The sequence below is a fragment of the Streptomyces sp. NBC_00989 genome, from assembly GCF_045162655.1.
GTDB lineage: Bacteria > Actinomycetota > Actinomycetes > Streptomycetales > Streptomycetaceae > Streptomyces.
In genome coordinates this window covers 6,095,087-6,117,466 of the sequence record NZ_CP108728.1, presented here as the reverse complement: position 1 = coordinate 6,117,466, position 22,380 = coordinate 6,095,087, and the positions used below count along the sequence as shown (strand labels likewise).

Sequence of the window (22,380 nt, the reverse complement as noted above, 5' to 3'; positions counted from 1 at the left end):
CACCGGGCACCCAGCCCTGCCTACACCCACCCTGACCTGCTGCTATTTACGCGTCAGAGACACGGAATTCTGCGCGGATCGTACTACGAGGCTCCGAAGTAGCCCTCCAGGTCGGCGACGACGTCGACCGAGCCGAGCGCGTTGTGGATGCGGATGGAGCCGTCGGCTCCGACGGGAACCACGGCGAGGATCGGCCGGGTCTGGCCTGCCGTCAGGTTGTCGTTGGACACGTTCGGCAGGCTGCCGTCGCCGTAGGCGGTCAGGTGGGTGTTGACGGTCGGAGTGACGCCGGTCAGGTTGACCAGCACGGCGGAGGCGCCTGCCGGGACCCCGTCGACACCGGCGACCTTCACGGTGAGGGTGCCGCCCGCGCCCAGCGACTTGTCCGGTGCGCCGAGGCCGGCGCGGGTGTCGAGGAAGCGGGTGGGCGTGGTTCCCACGAAGGGGCCGCCGCGGGGGGCGTCCGGGTCGTCGCCCGAGTTCGCCAGGTCGTTGGTGTACACCCCTTGGAGGTCGGCGATCAGGTGGACGTGCCCGGCGCTGTTGTAGATGTGGAACGTGCCGGAGTACGCGCAGGGGGCGGCCAGGTTGGAGGCGGTCTGTCCGGCCCGGTAGTTGAGAGTGGACGTGGTCGGCGGGTTGGGGCCGTCGCAGGCGACGGTGATGTAGCCGCTGCTGGTGCCTCCGGTCACGGTGACGTTGAGGACGGCACCGTCGGTCGCCCCGCCCTGGGTGTACTTGGGCAGGGTGATGGTCGTGGTACTGCCGGGCCCCACCGCGCCCTTGGGCGCCCCGATGCCGGAGCGGGTGTCCAGCACCCGGGTCGGGGTCACCGTGGCCAGGGCGGACATGTCCTGTTCGAGGCCGGTCGCGGTGGTGTAGTACCCCGCGAGGTCGGCGATGAGGTTCACATCGCCGTGCGCGTTGTAGAGGTCGATGTAGCCGTCGGTGCCCACCCGGACGGTGACGAGGTTCGGATTGTCCTGTCCCGCCTGGAAGTTGAGGTTCGAGGCGTTCGGGCGGGTGGTGCCGTCCGGGTAGACCGTCACATAGCCGGCGGCGGTGGCTCCCGCGTCGGTGATGTTCAGGGTCACCCCCGTCACCCTGGACGCCGGGATGCCGCCCACGCCGAGGACCTTCAGCCGGACCACACCGCCGGGGCCGACCGGTCGCTTGGCCGCGCCCGTTCCGTCGCGGGTGTCCAGCAGTCGCTCGGGGCCGGCGGAGACGAAGGCCGCGCCGACCGTCGCCTTGCCGGTCGTGGTGGTGGTCCGCCCGCCGGAGTCGGTGATCGTCTGCGTGACGGTGTACGTGCCCGGGGCCGCGTAGGTGTGCTTCAGCGTGTCGCTGAGGGCGGTGACGGAGACGGCCGTCGAGCCGTCGCCGTAGGTGATCCGGTCGCCGGTGACCGCGTACGGATCGAAGCCGACGTCGTAGGAGCAGCTCGCGGTGTCCGGCGCCGAGGGGCTCGTCGCACAGCCGACGGTCGAGGTGAGGTCCGGTGCGGGATCGACCAAGGCCCAGATGTCGGCGGCACCGACCCGCGTGCCGTCGGCCCTGTCGACCACCACCGCGACCTGGACCCCGCCGATCCCGGTGGCCTGGGTGTAGGTGTGCGTGGCCGAGCCGGTGGTGGAGGTGACGGTGGTGCCGCCGAAGTCGAAGGCGTACGTGAACCCGGTCGTCGAGTCCGACCACGGATTGCTCACCTGCGCGGTGGCGGTGACCGGAACACCGACGTATCCGCGGCCCATCTTGATCCCGTTCACGGTGAGCGGGTCCTGGAACTCCGTGGCGCCGCGGTCGTCGTGGCCGATACCGGTGTCCGGGACCAGCGGGTCGTCGACGCGGGCATGGCCGTCGATGTCCGTGGACAGCTCACCGGGAGCGTCGGTGTCGGCCGAGTCGACGAGCGGTGAGTGCTCGGCGGGAAGCCCGAGCCCGGCGAGCGTCAGGTCCGTCTGGTCCAGGTCGTGGGTGCCCTGTCCGGTGCCCGCCCGGAACGCCTGCGCGGTGGCGTACGCGGTGCCGGCCCAGTCGTAGTCGGTTCCGGCCGAGGACGGGTTGAGGGCGTTGTAGTCCGCGGTGACCTGCGGGGCGGAGGCGGCGTCCACCGTGATCCCGGCGTGGGTGCCGGTGCACGTCGTGGTGCCGTAGGGCAGCACGACCGTGTTCTCCACCGACCCGGAACTGCCGTCGGTCAGGCTGACCCCGTCGGCGCAGTCCGTCGCGACGGTGTCGCCCGCGAGGTCGATCCCCGTGGTGCCATCGGCGAGGACACCGCCGACCTGGAAGGAGTCGCCGGCGAGCGTGATGTCCCGCGCGCCGGCCGCACTGCGGAAGTCGGGCCCGTGCGGCTGGCTGACATGGAGGCGGGCGAGCGAGATGCCGGAGGAGGACCCGTCGACCGCGATGACCGGGGTGGTGCCGTCGACCAGGGTGCTCTGCAGCACCGCGACGCGGTAGGTGATGTGCTGCGAGCCGGTGACGGCGAGGGCGGTCGTACCGGAGGTCCTTGCCCATATCCCGGCCAGGTCGACGTACTGGGCGCCGGAGAAGGTGACCGCCGTCGTGCCCTTGCCCACGACGGTGACCGCCGATCCGTCGCCGGGTGCGGAGAGGAAGGTGACGGGTGCGTCCGCGGTGCCGGCGGACCTGATGGTCACCGGTGCGTAGGCCGTGTTGCGGCCCGCGACGTACACGGTGTCACCGGGAGCGGCGGCGTCCGCGGCCGGCTGGATCTGGCAGAAGGGCTCGGCCGCCGAACCGGGACCGGTGTCGCTGCAGCCGGTGGCCGCGTCGTCGACGTGGAACGCCGTACCGGCGACGGTGTCCGCGTGGGCCACGCCCGATCCGAGGCAGCTGACGAACAGGACAGCCAGGGCCGCGGTCGACACCAGCGGTTGTCTTCGCCCCATGAACTTTTCCCCCTCCGGGCCGGCGAAGGCGTCGGAAGGCGGCGCGCACGGCCTGTGCGATCCAGTCAGGTGTGCGCTGGAACTGACGGGAGAATAGGTCACTTTGGGACAGCGGATGCCGATGGATGGGCACCGGTTCGTCGACGGCTCGAAAGTTTGCGCGGTGTTTGATCAAAGCAGGGGCCACGAAAACCGGTCCATCAACGGGTATTGACCGTTCCGGGGTGCGGAGGGGACCGGACCCGTCACCCCAGCCCGTCCTCCTCGGCAGGGTCGATCCCGGCCGGCAGCACCCCGGCCAGGGACTCCAGGGACGGCCGGCGCCCCCGTTCCACGTGGACGAAGGCGAGCGAGGCGGCGAGTTCGGTGTCGCCGGCGCAGATCGCCTCGTAGAGCTCGCGGTGTTCGGTGCACAGGATGCCCGGATCGCGGTCGGAGGTGAGGCGGAACAGCCAGCGGACGCGGGCGCTGATGGGCGCCATCATCGAGTTGAGCAGGCGGCTTCCCGACAGCCGCACGATCGCCTCGTGGAAGGCGGCGTTGGCGGCGGCGATCTCGGGCTGCCGGCCTTCGTCCGTGGCGAGTTCGGCGCGGGCGAAGGCGGGTGAGAGCAGCGCGGAGGCGCGCTCGGCCGCCTGCCCGCTCGCGAGCCGCGCGGCGAGCACTTCGAGGCTCGTGCGCACGCTGAACAGCTCGTCGATGTCGCGCAGGGTCAGCTGCGTGACCATCGATCCGCGCCGGGGCAGCGTCGTGATCAGCCCCTCGGCTTCGAGCTGGGGCAGGGCCTCGCGGATCGGGATCCGGGAGACGTCGAGGCGTTCCGACAGCTCGCGCTCCAACAGCCGCGTGCCCGGCGGCAGTTCGCCTTCGATGATGCCGTCCCGCAGGTACTCGTAGACCTTGTGGACCAGCGAGCGGCCGTCGGAGCCGGAGGAGTCCGTGAGTGACATGGCATACAAGATAGCCGAGGCTCCGCTCGGGCCACCAAGCCCCGTGGTCGATCTCCACGTCGCACGGGCGCACTCAACAGCCGCTCCCACCTGGTGTTTTTACAGGCATGGAATCTGAACAGCCCATCCCTTACGTCGAGTTAACATCGCAGCCCTGTAGCCGCCGGACCGCCGTTGGTATACCAATAGCACTCACTGGTTGACGGAGGCACTCATGGATCGCACCGCACCAAGTCCCCTGAAGATCACGACAACGACCGCACCCCAGGCGCTCCAGGCACCCGAGGCATCCCCGGCAGGTGCCGCATGAGTGCGTCCCAGGTCTCCGCGCCGTCCCCGGCGCGCCCCGCCACCAACACCCTCGCGCGGGCTCTCGACGAAGCCGGCTTCACCCGGGCCCAGTTCTGGGTGCTCATGATCATCCTGGCCGGGATGTTCTTCGACACCCTGGAGCAGAACTCCGTGGGGGCGATGGGCAGCCTCATCAAGTCGTCCCTGCACATCGGCAACAACGAACTGACCGCGATCAACAGCTTCACCGTGATCGGCGGCCTGATCGGCCGGTTCGCGGGCGGCTGGATCGCCGACCGCCACGGCCGCCGCACCTCGCTCAGCGTCAATCTCCTCGTCTACACCCTGGGCGGCCTGCTCAGCGCCGTCGCGATGAACTACCCGACCCTGCTGGCGAGTCGGCTCATCGTGGGGATCGGCCTGGGCGGCGAGTTCACCATCGGCATCGCGATGCTGTGCGAGATGGTCGCCACCCGCCACCGCGGAACGCTCGTCGCCATCCTCAACGTCGGCTCCGGCGGCGTCGGCAACTTCCTCTCCTACGGCCTGTTCCTCCTGCTCCTGGGACCGCTCGCACCCGCGCTCGGCGGCGACCACCTGGTGTGGCGCTGGACGTTCGTCCTCCTCGCCCTGCCCGCCCTGATCGTGGTGGTATACCGACGGCGCCTGCCGGAGACCCCCCGCTTCCTCCTCTCCCAGGGACGCGTCGACGACGCCAACCGCTCCCTGGCCCGGCTGACCGGCGACCGGCTCGACCCGAAACACGTACCGGCGTCCGTCCCGCCCGTACTGACCGAGGCGGACATCCCCGCCCGGCAGGTGAAGGCGTCACCGGCGGCGGTCTTCGGCCCCTCGGTCCTGTCCCGTACGGTCACCATCGGCGCGGCGTCCTGGATGGCGTTCGGCGCCCAGGTCACCCTCAACTTCCTGATGCCGACGCTGCTGACCGAGCGCGGCTACACCCTGTCCGACAGCCTGCTCTACACGATGATCATGAACGTCGGCTCGCTGCTGGGCGCCTGCGCCTCGGCACTCCTCGCGGGCCGCTACGGCAGGCGGTCGGTCATCGGCGTGGCCGGCAGCCTGGGCTGCCTCACCGCCGTCGCCTTCGCGGTGTTCGCCCACCAGACCGCGGCGATCCTCCTCCTCGGCGCGCTCTTCCAGTTCTTCACCATGCTCACCAACACCACCCTCGCCGTCTGGTCCCCGGAGCTGTACCCGACCCCGATCCGGGCCAGCGGCACCTCCATCGTCAACGGCATCGGCAACATCGCCGGAGCCGTCATGCCCTTCGCCGCCGTCGCGCTGTGGGACCGGTTCTCCTTCGCGGGCGTCTTCGGGATGGTCGCGGTGATGTACGCGGCGCTCGTCATCGCCTCCCGGTTCGCCCCTGAGACCCGCAGCCGCACGCTCGAAGAGGTCAACGAGACGACGGCCCCCACCCCGACCCACGCCTGACCGGGGCCGGCGGCAACAGCACCACCGGCACCCGCACCGCCGTACCCCATCCCCCTGGAAAGGACGAACAACATGGACAAGCTCACGATCTCCGCCACCGCCAACGGCCTGAACTACCTGCCCGAATACCTCGCCGACCAGGAAGGCCTCTTCCACGACGCGGGACTTGAGGTCACCGCCGTCGCCCGCGACCCGTGGACCGGTGTCCTCGACGACCTCGAAACCGGCCACGCCGACATCGCCCTCGGCGGCCTGTGGGTGCCGGCCATGTACGCCGGCAGCGACCGCGAACTGAGCGTCGTGTGCCAGCTCAACCACCAGTTCCCCATGGCCATCGCGGTCCGGGAGGGCAGCAGCGGTGACTTCGCCCTGGAGGACCTGCTCGGCAAGGTCGTCCTGGCCCCCGGCGCCGGCGGCAGCGCCCCCTACGAGTTCACCGCCGGGCTGCTGCGCGAGGCGGGCGTGGACCCGGCCGGCATCCGCTTCGTCCGCGACCTTTCCACGGCGATGCTCGTGGAGCTGTTCACGGCCGGACTCGGCGACGCCATCATCGCCGACCTGGTCACCGCCACCGAACTGGAGGCGTCGGGCACCGCCCGCATCGTCTTCCGGCACCTCGACGACGGCGGCATCATGCCCAACAGCGTCTACTACTGCCGCACCGAGCGCGTGGCCGAACTCCGCGACCGCATAAGCCGGTTCACCGCCGGCATCGACACCGCGATGCGACTGCTGCCGACCGTCGACCCGCACGCAGTCGACGACATCCTCAAGCGCCGCTGGCCCGAGAAGGACCAGGGCATCCTGCGCGAGGCACAGCGCCAGATGGCGGCCAGCGCCGTATGGGACACCGTGGCGATCGACGAGACGGCCAGCGACCGGTGGATGCGCATCCTGGCGGAGGGCGGCCTGGTGCGCTCCGCGCCTTCCTACGCCTCTCTCGCCGACGACAGCTTCATGGCGGACTACCGATGACGCTGCTGCTCGGCTCCGCCGACCTCACCGGGCTGGTCAGCCGCGCCGAGGTCATCGCGGCCGTACGCACCGCACTCACCGATCTCGCCGAGGGCCGGGCCGAACAGCCCGCCCCCGTGGCCTTCCCCGGAACCGGCACCACCCAGTTCCTGCCGATGACCGCGACCTCCCACCGACTGGGTCTGTCGGCAGTCAAGGTCATGTCGGACGCCCCCGACAACCGCGCGGCCGGTCTGCCCACCCAGCGCTCCACGGTCCTGCTCCTGGACGCGCGCACGGGAGAGTGCCTCGCCGTGCTGGACGGCGAGGTCGGCACCCGGACGCGTACGGCGGCGGCGAGCGCGGTGGCCACCGACGCACTCGCCCGCCCCGACTCCCGCGTACTGGGCCTGGTCGGCGCGGGACGGCTGGCGATCGAGCACGTGCACGCGCTGCGGGAGGTACGCGCCCTCGGCACCGTGCACGTCTGGTCCCGTTCCCCCGCCACCGTGCGCGCCTTCCGCCACGCGGTGGGCGACCTCGTCGAGGTCGTCGAGGCACCCGATCCGCGGCGCGTGGTCGAGGCGGCGGACATCGTCTGCACGCTCACCCCCGCCCGGCTCCCCGTAGTCCACGGGGAGTGGTTCCGTCCCGGCCAGCACATCAACGCGGTCGGCGCCCCGCCACGCCCCGACCACCGCGAGATCGACGCGACGGGCATGGCCCGCGCGACCGTCGTCGTGGACAGCACCCCCACGCAACTCCTCAAGTCCGGAGAAGCCGTCCTCTCGATCGCGGAAGGCGCCACGACGGCCGAGACCTTCAGCCGCGAACTCGGCGCGGTCCTGACCGGATCGGCCCCGGGCCGCACAGATCCGCAGGAGGTCACGCTGTTCAACTCGGTAGGCATAGCCCTCCAGGACCTCGCCTACGCGGCCTTGGCCGTGGGCCGTGCCCGCACCGCCGGAATCGGCATCAACACCCGCACGGCGTACGGTACTTCGGGCCTACGCGTCACAGCGGGGGCGGGGGCGGCACGATGACCGTGATCGCCGTGGTCAACTGCAACACCAGCACCACCATGACCGAGACGATCGCCGCCGGCGCCCGCGCGGTCGCCCTGCCCGGCACCCGCATCCTGCCCCTCACCCCCAGCTGGGGCGTCGCCTCCGCCGAGGGATGGTTCGACAGTTTCCTCAGCGCGGCTTCGGTCCTGGACCTGCTCCAGAACCTGGACCAGCCGGTCGACGGAGTGGTCATGGCGGGCTTCGGCGAACACGGCCGCGAGGGAGCACGCGAACTCCTCGACGTCCCCGTCGTCGACATCACAGAGGCCGCAGCCCTCTACGCCCTGGTCCTGGGCCGTCGCTTCGCCGTAGTCACCACACTCGCCCGGGCCGCGGGCCAGATCGAGGACAGCCTGCGCACCGCCGGACTCCTCGACCGCTGCGCCGGAGTCTTCGCCACCGGCCTGGGCGTACTCGACCTCGAACTCGACCCGGCCACCACGGAGCAGGCGTTCATCGACGCGTCCCGCCAGGCGATGGCCGCCGGTGCCGAGGTCATCTGCCTCGGCTGCGCCGGCATGACGGGACTGGACACCCGCATGACCGACCGGCTCGGCATCCCCGTCGTGGACGGCGTCAGCTGCGCGGTCGCCCTCGTCGAGTCACTGGCCCACCGCCGCCTCACGACCAGCAAGAGCGGGACGTACGCGGCTCCGCTGCCCAAACTCCGCACGCTCAGGTAGGAGGCCCCGAGACCGAAACGGCGCCCGTGCGGCAGACCCTGCGGGACTCGAACCCACAACCAATGGATCAACGGCTCCTGCCGCATCGTCCGCTCACGCGGAAGGGGTTCGCGGGTGCGGGTGGGGTGCCGGCCCGCCCCCGCGGTTCACGGTGTGCCGGACGCCAGTCCGACCCGGTAGGCGAGGACGACCGCCTGGACCCGGTCGCGCAGGGCGAGTTTGACCAGGATCCGCGAGACATAGGTCTTGACCGTCTCGGGGGTGATGTACAGCTCCGCCGCTATCTCCGCGTTCGACAGCCCCTCGGCCATCTGCCGGAGCACCTCAAGTTCGCGGGGCGTCAGCGCCCGTACGACGTCCTCTCTGGCCGGCCGGGAGGACTCGGCCGGGCGCAGGTGCTCGGCGTAGTGGCCGATGAGGTGCCGGGTGACGGCGGGCGCCAGCAGGGCCTCGCCCCGGGCGACGGTCCGGATGCCGTTCACCAGTTCCGCGGGTGGCGCGTCCTTGAGGAGGAACCCGCTGGCTCCGGCGCGCAGCGCGTCGTAGACATGGGCGTCGACGTTGAACGTGGTGACGACCAGCACCTTCGGCGGTTGCCCGGCGCCGGGGCCGGCCAGTTGCCGGGTCGCCTGGATGCCGTCGAGCAGCGGCATCCGGATGTCCATCACGACCACGTCGGGCCGCAGCCGCCGTGCGGCTTCCACCGCCGCGTGCCCGTTCTCCGCCTCGCCGACGACCTCCAGGTCGGGCTGGGCCGAGAAGATGGTGACGTAGCCGGTCCGCACCAGCTCCTGGTCGTCGCAGACGAGCACACGGATCGGTGGCGACGCGTCGCTCACGGGGTCACTCCTGAACGGACTCGGGCTGGGGCTTGGGCTGGTGCTCGGGCTGGTGCTCGGGCTCGGACGGAATCGTGGCACGGACCTCGAACCCGCCCCCGGGCCGGGGTCCGGCCTCCAGTTCGCCATCGAGCATCCGCACTCGGGCACGCAGTCCGGCCAGCCCTCGGCCGCCCTCGGGGCCCGGCTCGCGGGTGGCCGGCACGGCCGCCGGGGTGGTGACGGGGACGGAGACGGGGGCAGGGACAGGGACGGGGCCGTCGGTGGTCACCCCGATCTCGACGCGCTCCTCGCCGTGCCGGACCAGGACCCGTGTCGGCTGCCCGGTCGCGTACTTCATCGCGTTGGTGAGCGCTTCCTGTACCACCCGGTACGCGGCCAACTCCACGTCCACGCTCCGGGGTTGCCGCTCGCCCCGCTCGCTGAACTCCACCGGCTGACCCGACCTGCGGGCCTGCTCGACGAGGTCTCCCAGCCGGCCGAGTGTGGGTCCCCGGCTCCCGTGCGAGGAACCCTCATGGGCGGGGTCGTCGGTCGCGGACCCGTCGATCGCGGACCCACCGGTCATGGACCCGGCAATCCTGGACCCGTCGGTCGTGGATCCGGCAATCCTGGACTCGCCGGTCGCCTCCAACACCCCGAGCAGGTACCGCAGTTCCGTCAGGGCGCGGCGGCCGGTGTCGCTGATGGAGGCCATTCCCGTAGTGGCCCGTTCCGGCGCGGACGTGATCAGGAACTGTGCCGCGTCCGCCTGCACCACCATGGCCGTCACATGGTGGGTGACCACGTCGTGCAGCTCCCGGGCGATCCGCGCCCGCTCGGCGGCGGTGGCCAACTCGGCGGCCAGCCGCCGCCGTTCCGCCTCTTCGCCGCGCCGTGTGCGCACACCGCTCCCCACCAGCCGGACCGCGGCCAGCACCAGATAGAAGGCGAGATAGTCCGTCGTGTCCTGCGGGGAGCCGAGCCGGTGCAGGACGACGGCCAGCACCACATACCCCGCACTCGCCACGGCCGCCAGACCCCGGCGGAAGCGGACCTGGTGGGCTCCGGCCGAGTAGAGCGCCAGATACAGCCCCATGCTGCCGAACGTCGTCGCGTAACCCAGCGCCTGGTGCACGGCGAACGCGGCGGCTACGACAGCCAGGCAGCCCGCGGGCCAGCGGCGGCGGGCCGCCAACGGCAGGGTCTGGGCCAGGATCAGCCCGAGGCCCAGCGCGTTCGCCGGCCGCTCGGGCAGATCGCCGATCTGCGCCCCGATGGCCGACAGGGTCGGCACGAAGGCCAGCAGGGTGAGTACCAGGGCGAGGACACCGTCTTTGAGGAAGGCGTCCTGCTCCTTCCACCGATTGAGCGGTACCCGCAACCACGGTGTCCACAAAAGGCCCTGATGGAACATCGCTTGCCTCTTCCTCCGATCAGCCGGTGTCACGTGAGACGGCCTGGCTCAGCGCTGGACGAGACGCCGGGGCCGCAGACCGCCGCTCCGGCGGGCGAGGACGAACATCCGGACGGTGAGCAGCACACCGATGAGGACGGGCACGATCGATGCCTCCAGACCAAAGGTGCCGCCGCTGAGCAGAGTTGAGCCGTGGGTGTCGACCGTGAACAGGCCCGTGGGAGTGTGTCCGGAGACCGGGATGCCGAGCAGCTGCTCGGCGGTGTTCCAGGTGAAGTGCAGGCCCGCGACGAACCAGATGTTACGCCGCCACAGGAACGCGACGCCGAGCATCACACCGGCCTCCAGGGCGATGGCGAGCGCGCTCCACACGCCGGCTCCCGGAGCACCCAGGTGGGCGACGCCGAAGAACAGCCCGGTGATCACGATGGCGGCCCGGCTGCCCCACCGCTGCTCCAGAGCCTGGAGGGCGAACCCGCGGAACATCAGCTCCTCGGTGACCGCGGCGCCGGCCTGCACCATCGCCGCGGACCAGACGACGGAGAAGAAGCCGTTGCCCGCCCAGGAGAACGAGTAGCCCCCGAACACCGTGATCAGGAGGGCGGAGACCAGGACGAAGCCCAGGCCGACCGCACCGCCGTACAGCGCCTCCCGGCCGGCCCCCTGCCGGGCGATCTCCGGGGTGGAGCGTCCCGCGACCCGGCGCATCACCACCCAGTACACGGCGACCGCCGCGATCGCGCCCAGCACCGGCACCGGACCGGGGCCGGTCGCGGTCAGCCCCGAGACCAGGCCGACACCCACGATGCCCGTCAGCATCCAGCCGAGCGGAGCGCGGACGATCCGGCGGAAACGGCCACCGCGGCCACCCCGGCCGCCACCGTCCTCGTCCTCGTCCGGGCGGGACCCTGCGTCGTCGTGTGCGGCGGACGGCGTGCTCATCGTGACCTCCCTGCGGCGACGGCCACTCCGACGGCGACCGACCTGACGACCACGCTAGAAATCCGCCGGAATCCGCGAATCACCCGCGCAGGGACGGTCCGTGTAGCTCTCACGGGGGATGCGCCGCGCCTGCCGGCCGGTTCGCTCGGCTTCGCACCCTTCGCCCCCATCGCCTGGGGGCTGAGCCGAGTCACTTCCCGCCGAACCGCCGGCTGCCCCAAGGTCTCCGCAGATCCATTGGCGAGCTCCGTTGACGAGATCCATTGACGAGATCCATTGGCGACGGAGTCGTTCCCGCCTATCGCGGCCCAGACGGTTCGGCCGGTCGATCCGCCGCAGCCTTGGCATTCTTGGCGGCGGCCGCCGCGACGGTCGCCAGGTCCTCGCCCGAGAAACCGGCGCGGCTCAGCACCGCCAGGGACTTGTTCGTCGCCAGCGTGCACAACGCCAGCTCCGCCGCCTCCCGCTCACCGGCCCCCGCCGCCCGCAACGCCTGTTCCAGCATCGCCCGCAGACCGTCGATCATGGCGCGGACCGTCTCCCGGCCCTCCGCGTCGAGCGCCGGGAGCTGCGTTGCCGACACCGTGAGCAGGCAGCCGTCCGGGACCGCCGGGTCGGCGATGCGATTCAGGGCGACCTGTAGGTAGGCGGCCACAACGGCACTCGGGCTCGGGTGCGGGCCGGACAGTGCCTGCTCGTACTGCGGGTGGTAGGTCTGCGCGTACCGTTGGAGGCTTTTCCGGAAGAGGGCGCTCTTGTCGCCGAAGGTGCCGTAGAGCGAGCCCCGCCCCAGGCCCGTGCCCTCGGTGAGGCGATCGATCGAGGCCTCCGAATAACCCCAGCGCCAGAAGACGTGCATCGCACGTCGTAGCGCCTCGTCCACGTCGAACTGCTTGCGGCCTGCCATGGTCCGTCACCCTACACATCTTGTACTGATCGTTCAAAGATGGGTAGGGTCGCCGGCATGACAACCCTGAGTTCGCTGCGGCTGCCTGACGGATTCCCCGACCTCTTCACCAGCCGGCTCGTGGAGGTGAACGGACTGCGGCTGCACGCGGTCACCGGCGGGGACGGCCCGGCGCTGCTGCTGATCGGCGGGTGGCCCCAGACCTGGTACGCCTGGCGGGAGGTGATGCCCGCACTCGCCCGCAGTCACACCGTCGTCGCCGTCGACTCGCGCGGGGCCGGGCTCTCCGACAAGCCCGACGACGGGTACGACGCCGGCACGCTCGCCGCCGATCTGGTCGCGCTGATGGCCGCGCTCGGGCACGACCGGTTCGACGTGGTCGGCCACGACATCGGTACGTGGACCGGATACGCCCTCGCCGCCGATCACCCCGAGCGGGTGGGCCGGCTCTCCATCGTCGAAGCGGTGATCCCCGGTCTCACGCCGTCCCCGCCGTTCTTCGGCCCGGCCGCGGCCAACCTGAAGCTCTGGCAGTTCGGCTTCAACCGGCTCACCGACCTCAACGAGGAACTGGTCCGGGGACGGGAACGGCTCTTCTTCGGCTGGCAGTTCGCCACCAAGGCCGCCACGCCGACCGCGATCCCCGAGTACGCCGTCGACGTCTACGTCGACGCGATCACCGCGGATCCTCGCGCGCTGCGGGCGAGCTTCGCGTACTACCGGGCGCTGGACGAGACGATCGCGCAGAACGAGCGGCGCGGCAGGACCCGGCTGACGCTGCCGGTGCTCGCCGTCGGCGGCGCGCTGTGGAGCGGCGCGAGTGCCGAACAGACGATGCGGCTGGCGGCCGACGACGTCACGGGGGTCGTCCTCGACGACTGCGGCCATTACCCGGCCGAGGAGCAGCCGACGCGGTTCGTCGAGATCCTGGAGGACTTCCTCCGCTGACGACGCCTCAGCAGCCCTCCACCGAAACCGTCGTCACCAGGGGAGCCGGGCAAGAGCTCCGCCGGCACGACCGCTCGCGCATGGGACCGGACACAGCGGTGCCCCGGCCGTCCGAAGACGACCGGGGCACCGTAGAACTGCCGGTCGAGGCCCTCCGGAGAGGAACGACCTCGTAGACCCTGTGGGACTCGAACCCACAACCAATGGATTAAAAGTCCTGGCGGGATCCTGCTGGGTGGTTCCGGACACCTCTTCGGTGTCCGGAACCACCTGGTCGGGGCAGATACGGCCCGTGCTCAGTCCGCGCCGTGACGGCCTGTGCCACGTCATCCGCTCACGCATGGCTCACGCATGGCGGGCCGCTGAGCAACAGCTTTTCGGTTCACAACCTGGAAGCTCTCGCCGATGCTGATATCGGCGTCGGCATGAGCGGCCACCGTTCTGAGACCTGGGCTCGCGACGAGTACCAACTGAGCGTCCTCTCCCACCGCCACTGCCGTTCAGAACACTGCCCGTACGTGGAAGCCACCATCCTCAGTCTTTCCATATGTGAACTCGCCGTTGACTTGGGTTACTTGTTCAGCCAAGCCCGCAAGACCATTCCCACCACCCGACATCGATGGCACCGCGACACGAGTGGGGTGGTTGCGTACTTCCACGAGCAGTCGCTCCCGGGAACCTTCCACCGGCGAGGAGGTGACCGTGACCTCGATCCGCGCGTCCGGCGCATGTCGTGCCGCGTTCGTCAGGGCCTCCTGCACCACGCGGTAGGCGGCGTTCTGGACGTCGCCCGGCCAGTGATCTGGCGCCTCGACAGCGATGCGGGCCCTGTCGGTCAGGCCGGCGCGAGCGAGGAGTTGTGGTATCTCGCGCAAGTCGCCCACCTGTGGATCACCGTCCTGGGTACGCAGCATCGTGGTGACGGCCCGCATCTCCTCCAGTGCCCTACGGCTGAGCGCGTGGATGGCGGCGGCGTCGGCGGCGGCGTCACTGTCACGCGTGCGTGAGCCGAGAGCCTCCGCCCGCAAGGCGATGAGGCTCGCCGCATGACCGACCGAATCGTGCAGGGCGCGGGCCAGGGCGGACCGCTCCTCGACGGAGGCGAGACGGCCGACCAGACGCAGTTCCTCGGACCGGCTGCGCCTCAGCGCGATGTAGCTGCCCGCGAGTTTCTTGCGGGTGCGGTACTGGAGTCCGATCGCCGTGGGCGCGGCCGAGATCGCGGCGGCGTGGACGACGAGGATCACCCAGCCCCGGAGCGTGTCCGGGGCCGCTCGCCCGGGCAGCAGGCACGCCGAGACGCCGACGGCCGTGACGGCCGCGGCGCAGGCGACACCGATCCGCAGGGAGTAGCGCTGCCCGACGTGGAAGAGGGCGATGATCGGAGCGAGCACGATGTCGCCGTCCGCCATACCGAGCAAGGTCAGCGCCAGGACCGCCAGCGGGTAGCGGCCGCGCAGCAGCAGCGCGAGTACGGCGACGACGGAGACGCCCAGTTGGTGGGGATGCCACCCCGGTGCGTGCGCGCGCCACTGCAGCAGGTCGACCCCCGCAAGGACAAGCACACCGGCATCGATGGCCCGCTCGCCGATACCCCTGCCGTGTCCGGTGCCAGTCACGCCGACTTGTCGAGCAGCCCGAGCCGTTCGGCGGCAAGCGCCGCCCGGACTCGGTTCTTGGTGCCGAGCTTGGCGAGCACCGCGCTGACATGCGACTTGACGGTCTCCGGGCTCAGGACCAGACAGTCGGCGATTTCACGGTTGGTGAGCCCGCTGCCCAGGAGTTCGAGGACTTCGCGTTCGCGTTGCGTGAACCGCGCGGCGCGGTTCCGTGCCTCGGCGTCCCGCATCGAGCCGGACGCGAACCGGCGGTAGCCGTCGATGACCGTCGGCGCGACGAGACGGGACACGGCACCGAAACCCGCGGCCGCCTCCCTTACGGAGGTGGCCAGTTCGGAGGCAGTCGCGTCCTTGAGGAGGTACCCGATGGCGCCTTCGCCGAATGCCCTCAGCACGTCCGAGTCGGTTGCGAACCGCGTCATCATGACGACGGCCGGCGGTTCGGCCAACCGCCTGATGCCGCGGAGCACTGTGATGCCGTCCACATCGGGCATCCGCAGGTCGAGCAGTACGACGTCCGCTCCGCTCTCCCGGGCGGACCGAACCGCTTCCCGCCCGGAACAGTCGCCCACCACCCGCAGATCGGCGTATTCGGGACTTTGGATCATGGCGCGTATCGCGGACCGCACCAATGACTCATCGTCAACAATCAGCACGCTGGTCATGACTCCCCCATGGCTGCCAGTGACTCTCCTCGCACACCCGGTGGTCAATCGGGCGGTCCGTGCGACTCAAGGGCTGTTGGTGACCAGATGATACGCGCGGTGCGTTCTCCCCCGACCGGGGGAGCGGAGCCGTGAAAGCGGGCCACACCGGGGGATGGGAACAGGTGTGCCCCACGGGAACCATGATGCCTGCATGCGTGCCGTACAGAGACGTGCGGCCTTCAACAGTTGAGCATCGTCGATGTGAACTGCCCTGCTCCACCCGCCCATTTGAGAAGGGAAGGCTTGTGAGAGGCAAGAAGTTCATAGCGGGCTCCGTGTTCGTGGGGGTCGTCGCCGCCGCGTCGAGCGGTCTGATGGCGTCGTCCGCGTCCGCGTCGTCCCTGCCCCGGCAGAAGGCCGCGGCCAGTGACTCGGTACAGCGCGCGACCGTCCTCGACGGCGGCGCCAACCCGCAGTTCCTGCACGCCATCGCCAACGACGTGGTCGCCGGCGTGACCGGAGCCGTCGGTGCGAAGGCCGTGGAGTCGGCGGTGAAGGTCACGACCAAGCTCAAGTCGGTGTCCAGCGACTCCTCTTCGTCGTCCGAGTCGTCCTCCTCGTCCAGCGGTGGGCCGGTGACAAGCCCTGCTTCGCTGCACGGAATGATCCCCGGCGACGCGCAGTTCGACGCGAGCTGAACTCCGAGCGGGAAGCGAACGGCCGGCACTGACTCCGGCCACGGCCGCCCGACGCGCCGCGCCAGACGCGTCGGGCGGCCCCCGACCAACTCGCATGGGGGATGCATTCTCGGATGGCACCGCACACGAAAGCCTTTGAAGCGTCGGCCCCGGACATGTCGGCTCCTGGCCCGTCACCCGTCGTACCGACTCCTGACCACACGGGCGCGGACGAGCCCGACCCAGGAACCCGCTCTGCCGCCGCACGGGTGCCTGTTCCTGTACGAGTCCGGCTCTGTGTCGTCCTCGGGATCCTGCCCGTCCTCGCCTTCACCGCGGCCTGCCTCGTCTACAACGCCCCGCAGTCCCCGGCCTCCGTGCGTCTGGCGGCGACCGCCCGCAAGGTGCTGGAGCCGTACTTCTGGCAGGACTGGCAGCTCTTCGGCCCGACGCCCGGAACCAGCAACAACCTGGTGTATCTGCAGGCCAGAATCCAGTACCGGGGCAAGGTGGTCGAGACAGCCCCGGTCGAGGTCGAAGAGGCGATCGACAGGGCCCCTCGCGGCTTCCGGATCAACCCGACGAAACTGCCCGGCATCATGCTGGCCTTCGACCAGACGAGCAGCCACTACGCGAGCGCCGCCACCCGGATCAGGAAGCTTCCCGCAGCCCAACAGAAGTCCGCCCAGGCGGAGTTGGACAAGCGGTACCAGGCCGACTTCCGCGAGATGCAGCGCTTCTTCTCGGCCCGGGCCCACTCGCTGTACCCGGGAGCCCGGATCCTCGCCGTACAGGCGACCTTCAAGACGCGGCCGATGATCCCGTTCTCGGAGCGGTACGAACATCCGCGCCCCGCCGAGCAGGCCAAGGGACTGCTCCGCACCTCATGGATGGCCTACGTCCCCGGGGTGGCTCAATGATCCGGCGCCCACTCACCGCAAGGCGGGCGTGCAACGCCCTCGGCGGATTCCTACTCGCCCGGCTGGACAGCTTCGCGCTACGGCTCGCCTGTCACGAACGGCGGCTCATCGGCCTCTCCCTGATGCGGCTGGTCATCGGGTTCGCGACCGTCCTCTACTGCCTCGCGGACTACTCGAACCGGCAGTTCCTGTGGGGCCCCCACGCGTACGACAGTCCCTCGACGGCGTCGGCGCAGATCCCGCACGCGGGCTTCTCGCTGTACCTGCTGAGCGACTCACCGGCGTGGTTCGAATTCCTCTTCCATACGACGATCCTGACCTCGGCGGCATTCATGATCTTCGGCGGCCGGGTGCTCACCCTGGTGCAGGCGGTGATGATGTGGTCACTGCACTACAGGAACCAGGACCTTCTGGAAGGCGGCGACAACCTCGCGCAGATCCTCGTAATCTTCCTGATCTTCACCGTCTCCGACGCGTACTTCGCCCCCGGCGCCAAGAAACGACGCGAGAGGCTGCTCGCCGCCGACCGGCCTCCGACCGTCTCCACCGTGCTGCACAACCTCGCCGCGTTCCTCATCGTCTTCCAGACCGCCGTCCTGTACTTCGCGGCCGGCTACTGGAAGATTTTCGGCAAGGTCTGGCAGGACGGAGTCGCGATGTACTACATCAGCCGCGAGACCGAATTCCACATGTCGGCCACCTTCGCCCACCTCATGGGCAATGCCTACCTGGGCACGGCCGTCTCGTACGCGACGGTCCTCATGGAACTGGCCTTCCCGATCGCCCTGTTGTCCTCCCGGGCCTGGCTGCGCAAGACCAACACCCTTGCCCTGGAAGGAATGCACCTGGGCATCGCGGCCTTCATGGGCCTCGTCTGCTTCGGGCTGCTGATGATCGGCGCGGACTGCGTCTGCCTCAGGGACGATGACTACCGGTCCATGTGGCGCCGTGCGCGGGCCGGACACGCACGACTGGCCACCCGCCGGCCACCCGGAACGCGAAGCCGGCAAGTACCCCCGCTCACCGGCTCCGTCGCGGGGGCCTCCGGTTCGCCTCTCCGGAAGGGAGTCCACGATCATGTCTGAGCCGCTCGTCCTCTTCGACGGCAGCTGCGGCTTCCGCCGCGTCACCGTGACGTGCCTCGCGCGGGCTCCCCGGCTGCGCCTGGCCGGACGGCTGCTGCCGTACCGGAGCGCGGACCTGGCCTCGTACGGGCTGACCGAGCGACAGGCACGCGACCGCATGCGGCTCGTACGGGACGGCGAACTCCACGGTGGAGCAAGGGCGTTCGCCGCGTGGTTCGCGACGGGCGGCCCGGCGGCCCGCACGGTGGGCCGTACGCCGGCCCTGCCCGGCGTACGGCATACGGCCGAGGCCACCTACCGGTCGATCGCCCGCAACCGGCACCGGATCCCCCGCCCGTGGGAGCGCACATGCACGATCTGACGCCGGAGTCGCAGAGTGCTCCGCAGCCGGCCGAGGCCCGCGCCCTGTGGCGTTTCCTCACGGCGGATCCGGACGACTGGCCCCGCCTCGCGCCGAAGGTGACGGAAGAGGTCGGCGCGGACACTCTTCAGCGGATCGTCCGCGCCACTCTCACCCGCATCGGGGAACCGGGCACGGTGACGGACAGCCCCGATGGACTGATCGTGTCCGGCAGCCGGGGCAAGGTACGCGCCTGGGCCCAGGTCGCGCCGGGCGGCGAACTCGGCGCCCTGCGAATCGAAGGCGCCCGCTACACGCCGCCTCGGCGCCGCCTGCGCCTGCCCGCGCCGGTGACGTGGGCGGCGTATCTGACGCTGGTCACCGTCTGGAACGTCCTGACCGTCTGGACCGCCGCCGACCGCGCCTCCTGGCTCGGCGACATGGCCACCCTCGCGGCCTTCTACGTGATCGTCGAAGGCTGCGGCGCACCCGCGCAACAGCCCCGCCTGCTGCGCCGTACGGTCGAGGCCGGTGCCGTCGCCGCGCTGGCCTCCGCGTGGCGGCTCCCCGAACTGCCATACGGCCACGGTGCGTTGCGCCTCGCCGCCGGACTCGCGCTCCTCGCGGGATCCCTGTGGCTGGTCACCGCCGCGCGCCGCCATCGCTGGCGGACGTCTCTGTCACGGCCACTGCGGTTCCCACTGGCGGGCACCTGGTACATCGTCCAGGGCGGCGGCCGCGTGCTCAACCACCACGCCCAGGTACCGGAACAGCGCGGCGCCCTCGACATGGTCGCCCTCGGCACCCTCGGCACCCGCACCCGACGAGGCCGTGACCTGGGCGCGTACGCCGCCTACGGCAGCCCCGTCCACTCCCCCTGCGACGGCCGCGTGACCTCCGCCGCCGACACGGTCCAGGACCAGAAACCCGGTGAGATCCGCTACCAACCGCCGTACGGCAACCACGTGTTCATCGACACCGGCCGCGAGATCGTCAAACTCGCGCACCTGCGCCCCGGTTCGGTGACCGTGGCGAAGGGCGACACGGTCCACGCGGGACAGCTCCTCGGCGAGGTCGGCAACACCGGCAACACCACCGAACCCCACCTGCACATCCATGCCGAACGCGATGGCCTCGGCCTGGACCTGGAGTTCACCGACCTCCCCGAGCGCCTGTACCGCGGGCGGACAATCCGCGCCTGACTCACCGCGCCCCACACGCCGCGCGCCCGAAACACCTCGGGACGGCACACGCCATGGCCCGGCATGCCCTTTTCCACCACTCGAAGGAAGCCCGCAGGCACACCCATGCCCTTTGCCCGAACACGCCTCGCCCTCACCGTGACGACGGCCCTCACCGCGCTCCTCGGCGCCTTCGCCCCCACAGCCGGCGCCGCCGCGCCGCCCGGCCCGGTGACCGTCGCCGGCAGTCACCCCGACCACCTCACCGCAGCGCGGGACGCCGGCCGGATCCCCGCGGCCACGACCCTCACCGCCCACCTCTACCTGGGCACCCGCGACCCGAACGGCCTCGACGCCTTCCTCACGGCCGTCACCACACCGACCAGCCCCCAGTACCGCCACTACCTCACGCCGACGCAGTACGAGCGACGCTTCGGCGTCGCCCCCGGCACCCGAACCCGGATCACGCAGTGGCTCACCGACGCGCGTCTGCGTATCACCGAGGACACTCCGCACTATCTCCAACTCACCGGCTCCGAAGCCCACTTCGCACAGGCGCTGAGCACCACCATCCACCGCTACGACACCTCGACGGGCACCGTCCAGGCTCCGGCCGACGACATCCGCGTCCCCGCCTCGCTGGCCCAGGACGCGAAGTCCGTCGACGGCCTCTCCTTCGACCTCCCCGCAGCCGCCCGCCCCTTGGGCCAGGTCGAGCATCACGCCGACACCGACAGAGCGGAATGCTCCGCGTACTTCGGCGAGCGGCCGGCCACCGCACTCCCCCCGGCATTCGGGAGGACACAGACCTTCGCCCCCTGCCCCTACACCCCGCCCCTGCTGCGCCGCGCCTACGGTGTGACCGCCTCGGGCGCCACCGGACGGGGCCGCACCATCGCCATCGTGGGCGCGTACGGCAGCCCCACCGCCGAACAGGACGCGAACACCTACGCCACGGCCACCGGCGACCGCGCCTTTCGGCCGGGCCAGTACCGCGAACGGGTCGACCCGTCCGACTGGAACATCACCAAAGCCTGCGCCCCACCCACCAGTTGGGCCGGCGAGCAGGCCCTCGACGTGGAGATGGCCCACGGGTACGCGCCCGACGCCGGCGTTCTCTACGTCGGCGCCAACTCCTGCCTGGACACGGACCTCATGGACGCCGAGTCGTACGTCATCGACCACCACGCGGCCGACATCATCTCCAACTCGTGGGCGGAGGTCATCCACACCAGCGCCCCGCACCTGACACCCGCCCTCCTCGACGCGTGGAACACACTGTTCCGGCAGGCCGCGGCCGAGGGCATCGGAACGTACTTCGCCGCCGGCGACTGCGGCAACCAGTCACCCGACGCCACCCCCGGCGGCCTCAACTGCGACCCGAACACCACCCAGGCACAGGCCGACTTCCCGAGCGGCTCGCCCTGGGTGACCTCCGTCGGCGGCACCACTCTGGCCACCACCAAGGACGGCGGATACTCCTGGGAAACCAGCATGGGCGACAACCTGTCGATCCAGACGCCCGACAGCACGGGATGGGAGCCCCTGCCCGGCCTGTTCACGTTCGGCGGCGGAGGCGGCCCCAGCGACTTCGAACAGCCCTGGTACCAACGCGGTACGGTCCCCCGGTCCCTCGCGCACGGCCACCGCACCACACCGGACATCTCGATGGAGGGCGACGGCGCGATCCCGGTGGCGATCGGCTACACCCTGTCCGGCCGGTTCGAAACGGTCGGCTACGGCGGCACCTCGGCTTCCGCCCCGGCCTTCGCCGCCCTCCAGGCGGACGCCGAGCAACTCTCCGGCCACACCCTGGGTTTCGCCAACCCGCTGCTCTACGCGATGCGCAGCACCGGAGCCTTCCACGACATCCAGGACCCGACCCGGCCCACCGCCGTCATCCGCGACATGGGCCCGGACGCCGGAACCTACCGATACCTCCTCTATACCCTCGGCCACGACTACGGCCTCAGAGCGACCAAGGGCTACGACTTGTCCTCCGGCCTGGGTTCGCCCGCCCCGTCGTACCTCGGACGGTTCCGCCGCCACAGCGGCTGACGGGTGGGTTCGTGGCCGACCGACGGCCCAGGGGCCCGATGGCTCGGTGCTCCGTGTGGGCCGTCTGGCGTGCGCGGAAAGCTACTACCAGGTTGGCTACCGGCTCGGCCGCGAAGCCAACCTGTACGGTCACGCCACCTGGACGATGCACGCTCTCGCCCACCAGGCTCTCAGCCTCAAGCAGCCCCCGCTGGGCAGCGCCTTCCTGAGCGGAACCGACCGACCCGGTGGCCGTGAAGACGACGGACCACCCGTCGGTCACCCGGCACAGTCGCTCACGCACAAACCCTTGAACCTCGGAGCGCCCCGACCGAACAAAGCTGGTCGAGGCGCTCCTTCGCAGGTCAGAGGCCATAACCCCCGCCCACCACCGGTAGACCCTGTGGGACTCGAACCCACAACCAATGGATTAAAAGTCCACTGCTCTGCCAATTGAGCTAAGGGTCCCCGCGATGTTGCCTCCCCGAGCATAGCGGGAGGTGGCCGTGTCTCCGATCGGG

General features: G+C 70.5%; 19 protein-coding genes and 1 tRNA gene. 11 read left to right on the top strand and 9 right to left on the bottom strand.

The genetic code is table 11. The features are described 5' to 3' along the window. Positions 1 to 83 precede the first annotated feature (83 nt). A complete protein-coding gene (locus OG714_RS27070) occupies positions 84 to 2,918 on the bottom strand; it encodes a PKD domain-containing protein (RefSeq protein WP_406124765.1) in 2,835 nt (944 codons plus the stop codon). Between the two features lie 245 nt (positions 2,919 to 3,163). Then, on the bottom strand, positions 3,164 to 3,868 hold the full coding sequence (locus tag OG714_RS27065; protein WP_406124763.1) for a GntR family transcriptional regulator: 705 nt from the start codon (positions 3,866 to 3,868) through the stop codon (positions 3,164 to 3,166). A 306-nt stretch (positions 3,869 to 4,174) separates the two neighbouring features. Between OG714_RS27065 and OG714_RS27060 the strand changes: the two genes are divergently transcribed. The 4 genes from OG714_RS27060 to OG714_RS27045 all read left to right on the top strand — a co-directional run bounded on the left by OG714_RS27060 (position 4,175) and on the right by OG714_RS27045 (position 8,321). After that, the gene (locus OG714_RS27060) at positions 4,175 to 5,617 is read left to right on the top strand and encodes an MFS transporter (RefSeq protein WP_406124761.1); all 1,443 of its coding nucleotides are present in this window, start codon (positions 4,175 to 4,177) and stop codon (positions 5,615 to 5,617) included. Positions 5,618 to 5,689: 72 nt separating this feature from the next. Continuing rightward, entirely contained in the window at positions 5,690 to 6,592 is a 903-nt protein-coding gene (locus tag OG714_RS27055; RefSeq protein ID WP_406124759.1) for an ABC transporter substrate-binding protein, read from the top strand. Next, positions 6,589 to 7,614, top strand: a complete 1,026-nt coding sequence (locus tag OG714_RS27050; protein WP_406124758.1) for an ornithine cyclodeaminase family protein — start codon at positions 6,589 to 6,591, stop codon at positions 7,612 to 7,614. Before OG714_RS27055 ends, OG714_RS27050 begins: the two co-directional genes overlap by 4 nt. Beyond that, entirely contained in the window at positions 7,611 to 8,321 is a 711-nt protein-coding gene (locus OG714_RS27045) for an aspartate/glutamate racemase family protein (protein ID WP_406124757.1), read from the top strand. Before OG714_RS27050 ends, OG714_RS27045 begins: the two co-directional genes overlap by 4 nt. A 146-nt stretch (positions 8,322 to 8,467) precedes the next feature. Here the strand turns inward: OG714_RS27045 and OG714_RS27040 are convergent, their stop codons facing one another. From OG714_RS27040 to OG714_RS27025, 4 genes are all read right to left on the bottom strand, one after another. Beyond that, positions 8,468 to 9,160 carry a response regulator gene (locus OG714_RS27040; protein WP_406124755.1) on the bottom strand — a complete coding sequence of 231 codons (693 nt, stop codon included), beginning with the start codon at positions 9,158 to 9,160 and terminating at the stop codon, positions 8,468 to 8,470. Positions 9,161 to 9,164: 4 nt separating this feature from the next. After that, entirely contained in the window at positions 9,165 to 10,556 is a 1,392-nt protein-coding gene (locus tag OG714_RS27035) for a sensor histidine kinase (RefSeq protein ID WP_406124753.1), read from the bottom strand. A gap of 48 nt (positions 10,557 to 10,604) precedes the next feature. Then, positions 10,605 to 11,498, bottom strand: coding sequence for a CPBP family intramembrane glutamic endopeptidase (locus tag OG714_RS27030; RefSeq protein ID WP_406124752.1), 894 nt, complete (start codon positions 11,496 to 11,498; stop codon positions 10,605 to 10,607). Positions 11,499 to 11,796: 298 nt separating this feature from the next. Next, positions 11,797 to 12,405 carry a TetR/AcrR family transcriptional regulator gene (locus OG714_RS27025; RefSeq protein ID WP_406124750.1) on the bottom strand — a complete coding sequence of 203 codons (609 nt, stop codon included), beginning with the start codon at positions 12,403 to 12,405 and terminating at the stop codon, positions 11,797 to 11,799. A 57-nt stretch (positions 12,406 to 12,462) separates the two neighbouring features. Between OG714_RS27025 and OG714_RS27020 the strand changes: the two genes are divergently transcribed. Next, a complete protein-coding gene (locus OG714_RS27020) occupies positions 12,463 to 13,353 on the top strand; it encodes an alpha/beta fold hydrolase (protein WP_406124748.1) in 891 nt (296 codons plus the stop codon). Between the two features lie 500 nt (positions 13,354 to 13,853). Here OG714_RS27020 and OG714_RS27015 read toward each other — a convergent pair whose 3' ends face one another. Both OG714_RS27015 and OG714_RS27010 read right to left on the bottom strand, forming a co-directional pair. Further along, positions 13,854 to 14,972: a sensor histidine kinase gene (locus OG714_RS27015; protein ID WP_406124746.1), complete on the bottom strand. Its 1,119-nt coding sequence runs from the start codon at positions 14,970 to 14,972 to the stop codon at positions 13,854 to 13,856. After that, positions 14,969 to 15,637, bottom strand: coding sequence for a response regulator (locus OG714_RS27010; protein WP_384295857.1), 669 nt, complete (start codon positions 15,635 to 15,637; stop codon positions 14,969 to 14,971). The genes OG714_RS27015 and OG714_RS27010 overlap by 4 nt, the downstream gene beginning before the upstream one ends. Positions 15,638 to 15,924: 287 nt before the next feature. Between OG714_RS27010 and OG714_RS27005 the strand changes: the two genes are divergently transcribed. The 6 genes from OG714_RS27005 (at position 15,925) to OG714_RS26980 (ending at position 21,880) form a co-directional block, all read left to right on the top strand. After that, the gene (locus OG714_RS27005) at positions 15,925 to 16,317 is read left to right on the top strand and encodes a hypothetical protein (protein WP_406124744.1); all 393 of its coding nucleotides are present in this window, start codon (positions 15,925 to 15,927) and stop codon (positions 16,315 to 16,317) included. Between the two features lie 248 nt (positions 16,318 to 16,565). Continuing rightward, on the top strand, positions 16,566 to 17,216 hold the full coding sequence (locus tag OG714_RS27000; RefSeq protein ID WP_406124742.1) for a DUF5819 family protein: 651 nt from the start codon (positions 16,566 to 16,568) through the stop codon (positions 17,214 to 17,216). Continuing rightward, a complete protein-coding gene (locus tag OG714_RS26995) occupies positions 17,213 to 18,301 on the top strand; it encodes a hypothetical protein (RefSeq protein ID WP_406124741.1) in 1,089 nt (362 codons plus the stop codon). The genes OG714_RS27000 and OG714_RS26995 overlap by 4 nt, the downstream gene beginning before the upstream one ends. Further along, on the top strand, positions 18,294 to 18,662 hold the full coding sequence (locus tag OG714_RS26990; RefSeq protein ID WP_406124739.1) for a thiol-disulfide oxidoreductase DCC family protein: 369 nt from the start codon (positions 18,294 to 18,296) through the stop codon (positions 18,660 to 18,662). The genes OG714_RS26995 and OG714_RS26990 overlap by 8 nt, the downstream gene beginning before the upstream one ends. Then, positions 18,650 to 19,843, top strand: a complete 1,194-nt coding sequence (locus tag OG714_RS26985; RefSeq protein WP_406124738.1) for a M23 family metallopeptidase — start codon at positions 18,650 to 18,652, stop codon at positions 19,841 to 19,843. The genes OG714_RS26990 and OG714_RS26985 overlap by 13 nt, the downstream gene beginning before the upstream one ends. A 105-nt stretch (positions 19,844 to 19,948) precedes the next feature. Then, complete coding sequence (locus OG714_RS26980) at positions 19,949 to 21,880, top strand: protease pro-enzyme activation domain-containing protein (protein WP_406124736.1); 1,932 nt, start codon at positions 19,949 to 19,951, stop codon at positions 21,878 to 21,880. 374 nt (positions 21,881 to 22,254) lie between these two features. Here OG714_RS26980 and OG714_RS26975 read toward each other — a convergent pair. Further along, a tRNA-Lys gene (locus tag OG714_RS26975) sits at positions 22,255 to 22,327 on the bottom strand. Positions 22,328 to 22,380: the final 53 nt, after the last annotated feature.

Bases quoted from the DNA above. Each gene is read 5' to 3' on its own strand.
- OG714_RS27060 (WP_406124761.1), top strand. From the start codon at position 4,175: ATGAGTGCGTCCCAGGTCTCCGCGCCGTCCCCGGCGCGCCCCGCCACC.
- OG714_RS27010 (WP_384295857.1), bottom strand. From the start codon at position 15,637: ATGACCAGCGTGCTGATTGTTGACGATGAGTCATTGGTGCGGTCCGCG.
- OG714_RS26995 (WP_406124741.1), top strand. From the start codon at position 17,213: ATGATCCGGCGCCCACTCACCGCAAGGCGGGCGTGCAACGCCCTCGGC.
- OG714_RS27050 (WP_406124758.1), top strand. From the start codon at position 6,589: ATGACGCTGCTGCTCGGCTCCGCCGACCTCACCGGGCTGGTCAGCCGC.
- OG714_RS27070 (WP_406124765.1), bottom strand. From the start codon at position 2,918: ATGGGGCGAAGACAACCGCTGGTGTCGACCGCGGCCCTGGCTGTCCTG.
- OG714_RS27030 (WP_406124752.1), bottom strand. From the start codon at position 11,498: ATGAGCACGCCGTCCGCCGCACACGACGACGCAGGGTCCCGCCCGGAC.
- OG714_RS27035 (WP_406124753.1), bottom strand. From the start codon at position 10,556: ATGTTCCATCAGGGCCTTTTGTGGACACCGTGGTTGCGGGTACCGCTC.
- OG714_RS27025 (WP_406124750.1), bottom strand. From the start codon at position 12,405: ATGGCAGGCCGCAAGCAGTTCGACGTGGACGAGGCGCTACGACGTGCG.
- OG714_RS26980 (WP_406124736.1), top strand. From the start codon at position 19,949: ATGCCCTTTGCCCGAACACGCCTCGCCCTCACCGTGACGACGGCCCTC.
- OG714_RS27065 (WP_406124763.1), bottom strand. From the start codon at position 3,868: ATGTCACTCACGGACTCCTCCGGCTCCGACGGCCGCTCGCTGGTCCAC.
- OG714_RS27045 (WP_406124757.1), top strand. From the start codon at position 7,611: ATGACCGTGATCGCCGTGGTCAACTGCAACACCAGCACCACCATGACC.
- OG714_RS27055 (WP_406124759.1), top strand. From the start codon at position 5,690: ATGGACAAGCTCACGATCTCCGCCACCGCCAACGGCCTGAACTACCTG.
- OG714_RS27020 (WP_406124748.1), top strand. From the start codon at position 12,463: ATGACAACCCTGAGTTCGCTGCGGCTGCCTGACGGATTCCCCGACCTC.
- OG714_RS26985 (WP_406124738.1), top strand. From the start codon at position 18,650: ATGCACGATCTGACGCCGGAGTCGCAGAGTGCTCCGCAGCCGGCCGAG.
- OG714_RS26990 (WP_406124739.1), top strand. From the start codon at position 18,294: ATGTCTGAGCCGCTCGTCCTCTTCGACGGCAGCTGCGGCTTCCGCCGC.